This window comes from Trinickia symbiotica (genome assembly GCF_002934455.1).
Classification (GTDB): domain Bacteria; phylum Pseudomonadota; class Gammaproteobacteria; order Burkholderiales; family Burkholderiaceae; genus Trinickia; species Trinickia symbiotica.
In genome coordinates this window covers 790,250-801,850 of record NZ_PTIR01000001.1, presented here as the reverse complement: position 1 = coordinate 801,850, position 11,601 = coordinate 790,250, and the positions used below count along the sequence as shown (strand labels likewise).

Below are 11,601 nucleotides of genomic sequence, written 5' to 3'. Positions count from 1 at the left end.
CCGTCTTGCTGCCTGCGCGTGCCGCTTCTGTTGCTTGTTACGATTCGTGCGCGAGCGCGGTGCGACTCCGCGTTTTCGCGATTGCCCCGCTCGTGGCGAGGTCTCGATTACGTCATCTCCTCATGTAGGCCGTGTTCCGCAGCGCTTCGAGCATGCCGAGTTGGCGCAGGAGCGCCGCCGGCATCGGTTGCGTTCGCAGACTCAGCTGCAATTGGTTGGATACAGCCTGGTTATTGCCGACGATCCGCACGAATTGGGCGATCGTTCCGCTTTCATGCGCGCTGCCGGGCGCGATCGTTTGTGTCGCCGCGCCAGTCGGTGTCCGCAGCGCGAGCGTGACGCCGCCGCTGCCGAACGCGATGCCGGATTTGATCGTGCCCGCTGCGTTCGCCGCGTTCGCGCTCGGCGCGTCGTTGCCGGCGAGCGGCTGCGCTTGTGCCCCATTGAAGTCGATAAGGGCCGAGTTGATGCCGACGTTGTTGTCGCCGGCCACTTGCGTCAATTGCGAGACGCCGCTGATCGCGACGTTTTGACCGCCTCGCGCGCTGGAGCCGGGGTTCGCGCCCACTGCGACGCCCGCGCCCTTGCCGTTGCCATGAGCAAAATCCGATACGCGCGCCGCCGTCGAGACTCGGGCGTCGAGCGCGCGGTTCGCGTCATCGACGACGAGCGAGCCTTGCGCGCTTGCGCTCGCGCCATTCGGCAAGCGCCATTGCGAAAGCACGTTGAGCACCATCCCGTCGATCATCGCCGAGCCCGCATACTTACCGGTCTGGCTCGCGAGCGTGGCGTCATCGACGGGCTGCCATCGAGCGGAGTCAGCCGACGAACTGTTCACCGAGAAGATCTGCGAGAGCGAGCAGCCGCCACATCGGCCGCCAGCGGAATCGACGACGTCCGCGTGCGCGGCGACGGCCATGACCGCGCCGGCTGCGAATATCAGCGCGAAACCGAGGGGAAAGGAACGCGCGTTCATGATCGGTCAAAACCAGTCAGCTCGCGACAAGCCGTAGTCGACGAACGGCGTCGTGGCCGTGCTCGTCATGAGCGCTTGCGCACGCAGCTTGTCGGCGAGCGACACGTTGCCGGCGAGGAGCGGCGAATCGTCGAGGAGCGGCTTGCCGAGCACCGCGAAGACGAGTCCGTTCCAGCTCGCGACGAAGTTCGACTCGGAGACGATGCGATTGCCGAGCGCGGGGTCCGCGATGAAGACGCGGCCATCTTGCGCATGCTTGACGATGACGAAGTGCTCGTAGCCTTCGATGTTCATGAGCACGAGCACGGGGACTTGCAGGTGATAGAGTGCGTCGACGCTCACGCGAAAGCCGCGGCCGCGCAGGCCGATCGTTTCGACGAACTTCTTCATGTCGAGCATGGAAAAGCCGTTCTTCACGACGACTTCGGGCGTCGAGAACGCCATCATCCGGCGGATCAGTTCGGGTTCCGCTATGTCGATGCCATAGCCGTACTTGAGCAGCGTCGCGAGCGCGGCCGAGCCGCAGCTGTAGTCGAACTGCTGGCTCACGACATGGCTATAGCGAATTTCACGCATCGAACGCACCGTTTTCGTGACTGGCACGCCTGCAAGCGTAGACGTATCGATGGTCGATTGCGCGTTGCTTCGCGCACATATCACGACGCAAGCGAGCACAAAGGTGGCTCGCCATGCCGCGAGCCGTGGATGCCCGGACATGTCCGTTACCCCGAGTCGAAAAGCGCCGGCCGGCCGCACTCGAGCGACCGGCGCGTCACGCGTGAGAGGCTAGCGAGTGCCGGCGGCGGCGATCGCGAGTCCGTTGTGTTGCAGGTTGCCCGCGCCGCCCGCGATGTTCACGCCGATGTTGCCGGTCGAACCCGCGAGCGCGCCGGCGCCGAGCACCGCGGTGCCCGCGATCGAACCGTGAAAGTCGAGCGATGCGGTTTGCGAGGTCTGATCCGTTGCCGCCATCGCAACGGCCACGGCGTCGCCTGGATTCGACTGCGTGGTCGCGGCGGCGAGGCTGTTGTTCTGCACGTTGGCCGCGCCCGAGGACACGTTCACGCCCACGTTGCCGGAAATGTGCTGCAGCGAGTTGTCGCCGATGGACGCATTGAGCACGTAGTTGTTGATCTTGACGTTGCCACCCGACGATTGGGAGCTGAAGATCTGTGCGTTGCCGAACACGTTGCCGGTGTCGACGGATGCAAGCGAAGCGTCGTTGCTTTGCGCGTTCGCGACGCCTTCCGTGACGTTGATGCCGACGTTGCCCGAAATGCCGTTGCCGGCCCCGCTGCCCGTAGTCGCCGTCAAGGTAGTCGGCGCCTGAGTGTCGATGTAAGTCGTCACCGAGCCGGATGTGCTCACGTTCGTCGAGTATTCCGTGCCGCTGAACGCCCATGACGCGTGGTGCGTTTGCTCCGATTTCGAATTCCATTCATGCGTGCTCGTCTTGTGCTCGCCGAACGATTGCCCTCCCGATCCCGCGTTGTCGCTCCATGCGCTGAACCAAGTCGTATCGCTGTCACTATCAGACACCCGATGTGTGCCCGATCCGGAAGACGAGGTCGAGCTCGTGGCGAAGCCGCTGCCGCCGATGGAGCGATAGTCGTTGTCGACGGTGGTCGTCACCGAGCCCTTGAGGTAGCTGGACGGCAGCGCGTCGAGGACGACGTGCGGGGCGACATGCTGCGAGTTGTTGACGACGGCACCGACGGTGCCCGATACGGACGCGCAGCCGAACAGAAGCACATTTCCTTCGATGCCCACATGCTCGTCGATGACGGTCGAGTCGAACAGGTACGCACGATGGCCCGAGTGAGCGAATGCGCTGCCGGACGCGGCGGCGAAAACCGCTGCGGCGACGAATATTCGTTTGAGGTTCGTTTTCATTTTGGATGCTCCGATATCGACGTTGCTGCGTTAGAAAAGAGTGCCCGCCGGGGGACGGAGCACAAAACTGTTTGCCGTGGTGTTGCCGGCGCCTGCTGACTGGTTGACCTGGACGATGCCGCCCGCGTGTTGGAAGGCATCGTCGGCGATGCTTGCCTCGCGCACGCCGCCTATGCCCGTTCTGTTATCGAACCGTTGGTTGCGCGGCGCCACGGCGGATAATTCGCTGTCGCTGAGGCCCTGAGCCTGCGCCGATGCCGTGCCAAGCACGACGCTGTTGCGCTGGAGATTGGCGATGCCGGCCGCCTGGTTCACCGAGATCACTCCCGCTCCAAACGAGAAGGCATTGGCCGCGATCGTCGCGCGCGCGCTCGATACGCGCCCTTTGGTGCGCGCAGATTGGTCGCTGCCGTTCGCCGCCAAACCGGCCGCATTGACGGCGATCACGGTTGCATTGCTTTGAGCGTTGGCGACGCCCGCCGCCTCGTTGATCGCGATCACGCCCGTCGCGCCTGCCAGCGCTCCCGCGGAAACGGCCGCGTCCGCGCTCGCGATCGGCGCGGGTAGCGCTTGCCCGAGCGCCGGCATCGCTACGCACACGAAGAAGGCGGACAAACACGTGTATTTGGCCGGTGAATGCTTGGCGACCTGGCGCAAGAGAGGGTTCGCGACGGCGTTCGTGATGGCATTCATGATGGCGTTCATTTGAGCGCTCCCACTGCTGCGCCGACCGGCGCGAGCACGCCCGTCACGGACGAGGTGACGGCGCCTCCGATCCCCGCCCGTTGACCGGCAACGCCCGCGCCCGTCGCGGAACGCGCGCCGGCCGACGCTCCGAGACCGAGCGTCGCAAGCGTCGCCTTTCCGGCGGCGGTATCGATGCGGCTCGTTGCGGCGAGGCCTGCCGAGCCGTGCGTGTGCTCGAGCTCGAGCTCGAGGTCGGACATGAGTCCGGCGACGGTCGGGCTGAACGCCCGGGTCGGGAACGTCTCGACCTTCGAGGCGATGGGGTTATCGGTCTTCGGTACGGAGTCGAACGCGTCGCGCGGGGTGATTTGCCGTTTGACGATGATGTCGCCCGGGTTTGCTTGCTCGGCGACGGCATGGACGGGCGCCCACGCGGTCGAGAGCGCGGCCAACACGGCCGTGGAGACGAGGCGAGCGCGGCTAGCGCGGTGAGCGGTCATGGCCGGTTCCTCACTTGCGCGTGTAGTTGACCGCGTTGGACTGCACGGCGCCGGTCGTGTCGACAGGCATCGGAATCGGCGCGGGGGCGGGGCGGGCGAGCTCGTCCCAAAGTGTGACCGAGTTCGCGCCCGGCGATGCATCGGGAAGCGCCGCAATGGTGACCATGCCGGCATGCCCGCCGCGCTGGCGGGCGAGCATGCTGTCGTCGAGCGCGCACGCCGCTGCGAATGGCATACGCGCATCTGCCGCGCACGTATCGCCCGTCCCCTCGGCGAGGGCGGCCGAGGGCGCGACGAAGGTCCCAAGCGCCGCTTGCAGCGCAAGCGCGAGGGCGGTGGCGAACGCGCGTTTGGCCAGACGGATGAAGGGAAGCGATGGCATGACGGACCTCCGTGGTGCGCCGCTTAGAGCGAAACGCATGCCATCGCCCGGAGACCGCCATGCCTGTTGAGGTCCGCTTGCATCGACTGCAAACTCGCCGAAGCGACGGACGAAAATCGTTTCACCGTTGAAACGAGTCGGAAAAAATGAAACTAACGATCGGAATGCGGTAAAAACCGCGCTGTCGTAAAAGAGCCACGCAATAGGGTTAAAACGGAAGCGAGGCTGTGCGACCGGCGGCTGGAAGCCTTATAGGGCGGGTCCAGCTTCAATTTGTTACATGCGTCTCATGCCGCAAGCGCGGGCCGTATAGTAAGCTTGGCATCAGTTTCACATCCTTAATAAGACCAACCGAACGCCTTTTCTAATAATAATTTTTTTCGGGGGCAGCTTCCAGGGAGAGACAGAGCGATTCGGCGCTTGTACGGCAAGACGCTGATGGAACGTGCGTTGCGGCGTCGCCGCGCGCGCCGTCATCCATTACGTTCGTCATAGAAAGAGGTCTGAAGAAATGGAACCCGCAACACGTCAACTGATTTACATCACGCGAGAGGCGAACGCTCGGCTGAGTGCTCAGTTCAACCAGCGCGGGTGGCATGTCGAGGTGGTCGCGAACGCGCGCGATGCGCGACGTGCGCTGCGCGGCGATGCAGTCGCGGGCGGCCTGCTCGATCTGTCGAGCGGGTTCGACGACCAGGAAATCGGCGCGCTCGAAGCGTGCCTCACCGCGCCGCGCGTGGGCTGGGTGGCCGCCACGGCGCCGGGCCAACTGCAAGATACGGCGTTGCGCCGTCTCGTGCGCGACTACTGCTTCGACTACGTGACCGTGCCCTACGAGGACCGTCGCATCGTCGATTCCGTCGGCCATGCTTACGGCATGGTCGTCCTGTCAGAAACCGATGAAGACGCGACGACGCGGGTCGGCGAGGGCGAAATGATCGGGTCGTGCGAGGCCATGCGCACGCTCTTTCGCGCGATTCGCAAAGTCGCCATGACGGATGCACCCGTTTTCATTTCCGGTGAATCCGGCACGGGCAAAGAACTGACGGCCGTCGCCATTCACGAGCGCTCGCCTCGACACGACGCGCCTTTCGTCGCGATCAACTGCGGCGCGATTCCGCCGCATCTGCTGCAATCGGAGCTTTTCGGCTATGAGCGGGGCGCGTTCACGGGCGCGAACCAGCGCAAGATCGGCCGCATCGAGGCCGCCCATGGGGGAACGCTCTTTCTCGACGAGATCGGCGATCTGCCGCTCGAAAGTCAGGCGAGCCTGTTGAGATTTTTGCAGGAAGGCAAGGTGGAGCGGCTCGGCGGTCATGAAGGGATTGCCGTCGACGTGCGCGTGATTTCGGCAACCCATGTCGACATGCATCAAGCGATGGTCGAAGGGCGTTTTCGCGCCGATCTCTACCATCGTCTTTGCGTGCTGCAGATCGACGAGCCGCCGCTGCGCGCGCGCGGCAAGGACATCGAGCTGCTCGCGGCGCACATGCTCGAACGCTTCAAGAAAGACGCGAGCCGCCGGTTGCGCGGCTTTTCGCCCGATGCGATCGCCGCGCTCCACAACTATCGATGGCCGGGCAACGTGCGCGAGCTCATCAATCGGGTGCGGCGCGCCATCGTCATGTCCGAAGGGCGGCTCATCACTGCACGCGATCTCGAACTCGCCGAGTATGTCGAGATCGTTCCGGTTTCGCTCGCCCAGGCGCGCGAGGCGGCCGAGCGGCAGGCGATCGAGCTGGCCTTGCTGCGACACCGCGGACGGCTCGGCGACGCAGCACAGGAGCTCGGCATCTCACGTGTCACGCTCTATCGCCTGCTGGGCTCGCATGGCATGCGTCACATCGAGGTTCATCAGGGTAGCGAGCAGATGACGAGTTGACGAGTTGTCGGCGCAAGGCCGCGCTGCTCGAAGCGCAGCGGCGATCGGTCGATGGGTCGGTGCCTTGCTTCGCGTCGCGCGAGCAGGGGGCGCAGTGCCGGTGTCGGCGGGGTTGGGTGACGGCTTGGTAGAATCGCGTCAAACGCGGGCGCTGGAACGCGCTGTCGCCCAAGGCGCGGCCGCAGGAGCGTCGAGCCACGCGAGCCATGTCGAGCGCCGTATCGTAAGCCGTACCGAACGCCTGAGGACCCCCTTCGCATGAAACAGTATCTCGACCTCATCCGCACCATTCTCGAGACAGGCACTTGGCAGGAGAACCGCACGGGCATCCGCACGATCAGCATGCCGGGCGCCATGATGCGCTTCGATCTGCAAGAAGGCTTCCCCGCGGTTACCACGAAGAAACTCGCGTTCAAATCGGCGATCGGCGAGCTCGTCGGCTTCTTGCGCGCCTCGCGCAGCGCCGCCGATTTTCGCGAGCTCGGCTGCAAGGTCTGGGATGCGAACGCCAACGAGAACGCGCAGTGGCTCGCGAATCCGTATCGCGAAGGGCCCGACGACCTTGGCGACGTCTATGGCGTCCAATGGCGCAAGTGGCCTGCCTACAAGGTGCTCGACGAAAAGGCGTCGGCTCGCATCGCGGACGCGCAGGCGCGAGGCTATCGGATCGTCACGCGCTTCGAGGAAGACGGAGCGCGCAAGGTGCTGCTCTACAAGGCGATCGATCAACTGCGCCAGTGCCTCGATACGATCATGTCCAACCCCACTGATCGACGCATTCTCTTCCATGGCTGGAATCCCGCCGTGCTCGAAGAGATCGCGCTGCCGGCCTGCCATCTTCTTTATCAGTTCCTGCCCAACGCCGTGCGCAAGGAGATTTCGCTCTGCCTCTATATCCGCAGCAACGACGTGGGGCTCGGCACGCCGTTCAATCTCGTCGAGGGCGCGGCGCTGCTCTCGCTCGTCGGGCGGCTCACCGGCTACGCGCCGCGCTGGTTCACCTACTTCATCGGCGATGCGCACATCTACGAGAATCAGCACGCCATGCTCTTAAAGCAACTCGAGCGCGAGCCGTTCCCGAGCCCGAGGCTCGCGATCGCCGAGCGCGTGCCTTCGTATGCCGAGACGGGCGTTTATGCGCCCGAATGGCTGGAGAAGATCGAACCCGGCGACTTTTCGCTAGTGGGCTATCGGCATCATGAGCCGCTGACGGCTCCGATGGCTGTTTGATCGTCTCGGCTCTCGCTGCGACAGCTTCTGTCGCGAGCGAACGGAGCCATCCCAAGCGCACGGATCGCCTTTTCCGAGCGAACGACGTGGGCCGTGAGCCGGCCTTTTTGGCTTTTTACACACTTTGTGTGGGCCGGAGAGCAACGACGATCAGTAGGCGATCGCATCACTCGGACCGCCATCCCGAGGGATGTCACGCGCAGAGTCAGAGAGCCGCGTCACGGCGGATGCGTAGAGCCTCGTCGAATTCGCCGCGCGCTTGCAGAATGTGGGCGATCTTATTCAGCGTGATCGCCCGCGACCGCATATCGCCCAGCCTCTCGTACACCGGTAGCTCTTCTTCGCGATGGATGCGCAGCGCCTCGTCGAGTTCGCCGCGCGCTCGCAGAATGTCGGCGATCTTACCCAGCGCGATCGCCCGCGACCGAACATCGCCGAGCTTTTCGTACACTGGCAATTGCTCTTCGCGACGGATGCGCAGCGCCTCGTCCAACTCGCCGCGCGCTTTCAATACATCGGCAATCTGGCCCAGCGTGATCGCCCGCGACCGCATATCGCCTAGCCGCTCGTACACCGGTAGCTCTTCTTCGCGATGGATGCGCAGCGCCTCGTCGAGTTCGCCGCGCGCTCGCAGAATGTCGGCGATCTTGCCCAGCGCGATCGCCCGCGACCGCACATCGCCGAGCTCTTCGTACAGTGGCAATTGCTCTTCGCGGCGGATGCGCAGCGCCTCGTCCAGTTCGCCGCGCGCTTTCAGTGCATCGGCAATCTGGCCCAGCGTGATCGCCCGCGCGCGCATATCGCCCAGCCTCTCATAGACCGGCAGCTCTTCTTCGCGACGGATACGCAGCGCCTCCTCTAGTTCGTCGCGCGCTTGCAGCACATCGGCAATCTGGCCCAGCGTGATCGCCCGCGCACGTGTATCGCCCAGCCGCTCATAGACCGGCAGCTCCTCTTCGCGACGGATACGCAGAGCCTCGTCGATTTCGCCGCGCGCTTGCAGGACATCGGCGATCTTTCCCAGTGTGACTGCCCGCGACCGCACATCGCCGAGCTTTTCGTACACTGGCAATTGCTCCTCACGACGGATGCGCAGTACCTCGTCGATTTCGCCGCGCGCTTGCAGAATGTCGGCGATCTTGCCCAGTGCGATCGCGCGTGCTCGCACATCGCCGAGCTTTTCGTACGCTGGCAATTGCTCCTCACGACGGATGCGCAGCGCCTCGTCCAGCTCGCCGCGCGCTTTCAGCACATCGGCAATCTGGCCCAGCGTGATCGCCCGCGCGCGTATATCGCCCAGCCGCTCATAGACCGGCAGCTCTTCTTCGCGACGGATACGCAGCGCCTCGCCCAACTCGCCGCGCGCTTGCAGGACATCGGCGATCTTTCCCAGTGTGACTGCCCGCGACCGCACATCGCCGAGCTTTTCGTACACTGGCAATTGCTCCTCACGACGGATGCGCAGCGCCTCGTCGAGTTCGCCGCGCGCTTGTAGAATGTCGGCGATCTTGCCCATTGTGACTGCCCGCGATCGCACATCGCCGAGCTTTTCGTACACTGGCAATTGCTCTTCGCGACGGATGCGCAGCGCCTCGTCGAGTTCGCCGCGCGCTTGCAGAATGTCGGCGATCCTGCCCATTGTGACTGCCCGCGACCGCACATCGCCGAGCTTTTCGTACACTGGCAATTGCTCTTCGCGACGGATGCGCAGCGCCTCGTCCAACTCGCCGCGCGCTTTCAACACATCGGCAATCTGGCCCAGCGTGACTGCCCGCGCCCGCGTGTCGCCCAGCCGCTCGTACACAGGTAGCTCTTCCTCGCGGCGGATGCGCAACGCCGCATCAAAATCACCGATGCTTTGGTAGAGATCGGCCAGTTCGTCTAACAGCGGCAGGCGCTGATCGTCGTTCGGAGGAGGAGAGCTGGCTAGATAGGCCTGGAGGACAGCAATGCGCTTGCTGCGTTCCGCGAGCGGACGGCCAGCGGTGGCGGCACTCTCCGGAGGCTGTGGAACCTGTCTACTGGGTGCAACAGGCATAGGAAATGCGTACACGCCGCTGCGCCAGGCCCACAGATCTGGCGCAGCGCGGGCCATTGTGCGGACCGCGTCCGTCGTCAGCCATAGCAGCAACCGCGCCGGCACATCGTGCGCGATCGCTTCTCGGCGAAGGTTGAAGGCTTGCCAGCGTTTCGCATCGAACCAACCTTCCCCGCCCAGCAAATGGATGGTGCTGTGATCGATGACCAAATGGCGGATAGCAGCTTCGACTGCATTGAACTCATCGAACCGACCGTCGGCGAGATTGATGAATCCTGGTTGCGAATTCTCCACAGCGACTACATCGTTAATCCGTTCAATGAGTGAGTCCCGATAGGGGACATCATTGAATTCCGCGATGAGCAGCTGAAAGGCGCTGCCATAGCGAATAGTCTTCACAAGCCGCGCGAAGTCCTGGACATGCTCAGGCCTTAGTTCCGCGGCGGCAACATGTCTTTTGTAGTTGAAAAGGAAGTCGTCCTGTTCGTTCACGTCAGGCTGATACCGGTCTGTGCACTTGCGGCTTGAGCGGCCCGAATATAGCCTTCGAGAGTCCGCACCACAGGGTGGCTGCGTCGCCAAGAGCCGTCATTGTATTGCAGCAGCGCGAGGTCATAGAGCAACTTATTTGTGCGCTCGTCAGTGCCTTCATGCAGTGGGTCGGCGTCGATTCGGACCAGCAATGCATAATCGTCAGGCTGTAGGAAATATCGGTATTCGGCAGCGAGTTGATCGATGGCGGCTCGCACGGTCGCTTCGTCGATGATCTGTTCTTCAGCAAGCTCGCAGCAGAGCTTCAGCAACCTCAGAAGTTCGCGCGGATGCCCGCCGGAGTATTCGACGAGGAGGTCGATCTCAGCTTCGCTGGCAAACAGTTTGCGATCGGCGCGCCGCAGCAGGATTTCGCTCATGGCCCTAGCCCCTGCCGCGCAAGGCGAACCGTCGCGCTCCTGTAGCTTGATCATCGGCAGCACGAGGTCGGCATCGAGCTTACCAGCAAGATTTCCGCCGGATTTCAGGCTTAGGGGTGCCGTGTAGATGACAAACGCGGTGATCGCCAGCAGCTGCTCAGCGTCTTCGATGAAGAACTTCTGAGTATCTTCGCCTCGCATTTTGTCCGTACCGTCTATGACAAAAAGGATGCGTTGAGCCTTGCCGGCGGCCTGCAGCGTTTCCTCGGCCTTTCTCACGAAGCCGTTGAAAGCATCCTTCAACTGCGTGAAGTTATTGCGAACAACGCGCCGTAGCTTATCTTTATAGCTGGCATTTGCCTTGATTGAAGCAGTGAACTTGGCGAATAGGTCTACAAGAAAAGGAATGCCGCCTTTCGCCTTGGCGCCGGCCTCCAGCTGGGCTGAGAATTCTTTGCCCTCCTCAGCTTCGAGGACGCGCTCGGAGAACCATTTTTCGATTTCGCCGATGGAATCTTGACCAAGGTGAATGCTTTCTTCATTCAGACGTAGCAGCAGCGCCTGGGCCAGTGCCATCAGCGTGTCAGCATACTGCAGGTTGTTAGGATCGAGTACCTGGACGACATCGACTTCGACGATGAAGAAGCGATTTGGGCCGCTCAACTCTCGCGCATAATGCCGCAACTCCGTCGTCTTCCCGCTGCCAGTGTGCCCGAAAAACAGCACGTGCTTGGCCTCCGGCGCGTACAGGACGTCCGTTTTCAAGTCGAGACCAAACTTCTTGGCAAGCCGGCTCAGCGTTCTTTGACTACCCCGTGCTTCGCGCGTATCGACGTAGCGAGGATCTCCCAATTGCAGCGCCTGCTCGTACTCGATGCGCTGCAGTACCTGCAGAAGATGGGAAGGGGGGTGATAGGGCGTCGCGCTCATGCCTTAGGTTCCAAGAAGTCGTCGCAAGCATACTGACAGGCCGATGATCGTAACACGCGATGTTTTTATGATACGCGGTCGCCCTTGCATTCAGGAAAGCCTTGGCGGCATCGGTCAATGCCTTGTCAGCCATCTACAGCCAGCCGAGCAGGCCACGGATCGCGAGGCGCCG

Annotated in this window: 10 protein-coding genes; 2 read left to right on the top strand and 8 right to left on the bottom strand. The window is 63.0% G+C overall.

Annotated elements, in window-relative coordinates; genetic code table 11:
- Positions 1–112: 112 nt before the first annotated feature.
- The 6 genes from B0G57_RS03640 to B0G57_RS03615 form a co-directional block, all read right to left on the bottom strand.
- On the bottom strand, positions 113–976 hold the full coding sequence (locus tag B0G57_RS03640) for a hypothetical protein (protein WP_018441530.1): 864 nt from the start codon (positions 974–976) through the stop codon (positions 113–115).
- 6 nt (positions 977–982) lie between these two features.
- Entirely contained in the window at positions 983–1,693 is a 711-nt protein-coding gene (locus B0G57_RS03635; protein WP_018441531.1) for a C39 family peptidase, read from the bottom strand.
- 69 nt (positions 1,694–1,762) lie between these two features.
- Positions 1,763–2,869, bottom strand: a complete 1,107-nt coding sequence (locus B0G57_RS03630; protein WP_018441532.1) for a hypothetical protein — start codon at positions 2,867–2,869, stop codon at positions 1,763–1,765.
- Positions 2,870–2,899: 30 nt separating this feature from the next.
- Complete coding sequence (locus tag B0G57_RS03625; protein WP_018441533.1) at positions 2,900–3,574, bottom strand: hypothetical protein; 675 nt, start codon at positions 3,572–3,574, stop codon at positions 2,900–2,902.
- Positions 3,571–4,056: a hypothetical protein gene (locus B0G57_RS03620; protein ID WP_018441534.1), complete on the bottom strand. Its 486-nt coding sequence runs from the start codon at positions 4,054–4,056 to the stop codon at positions 3,571–3,573. The genes B0G57_RS03625 and B0G57_RS03620 overlap by 4 nt, the downstream gene beginning before the upstream one ends.
- Positions 4,057–4,066: 10 nt before the next feature.
- The gene (locus B0G57_RS03615; RefSeq protein ID WP_018441535.1) at positions 4,067–4,438 is read right to left on the bottom strand and encodes a hypothetical protein; all 372 of its coding nucleotides are present in this window, start codon (positions 4,436–4,438) and stop codon (positions 4,067–4,069) included.
- Between the two features lie 511 nt (positions 4,439–4,949).
- On the opposite strand from B0G57_RS03615, the gene B0G57_RS03610 reads away from it, so the two are divergent.
- Positions 4,950–6,320: a sigma-54 dependent transcriptional regulator gene (locus B0G57_RS03610; RefSeq protein WP_018441536.1), complete on the top strand. Its 1,371-nt coding sequence runs from the start codon at positions 4,950–4,952 to the stop codon at positions 6,318–6,320.
- Positions 6,321–6,578: 258 nt separating this feature from the next.
- A complete protein-coding gene (locus B0G57_RS03605) occupies positions 6,579–7,550 on the top strand; it encodes a thymidylate synthase (protein ID WP_018441537.1) in 972 nt (323 codons plus the stop codon).
- Between the two features lie 205 nt (positions 7,551–7,755).
- On the opposite strand, the gene B0G57_RS03600 is transcribed toward B0G57_RS03605, so the two are convergent.
- Positions 7,756–10,080 (bottom strand): coiled-coil domain-containing protein, encoded by a 2,325-nt coding sequence (locus B0G57_RS03600; RefSeq protein ID WP_018441538.1) that lies wholly within the window; start codon positions 10,078–10,080, stop codon positions 7,756–7,758.
- Complete coding sequence (locus tag B0G57_RS03595; protein ID WP_018441539.1) at positions 10,077–11,429, bottom strand: P-loop NTPase family protein; 1,353 nt, start codon at positions 11,427–11,429, stop codon at positions 10,077–10,079. The genes B0G57_RS03600 and B0G57_RS03595 overlap by 4 nt, the downstream gene beginning before the upstream one ends.
- Positions 11,430–11,601 lie beyond the last annotated feature (172 nt).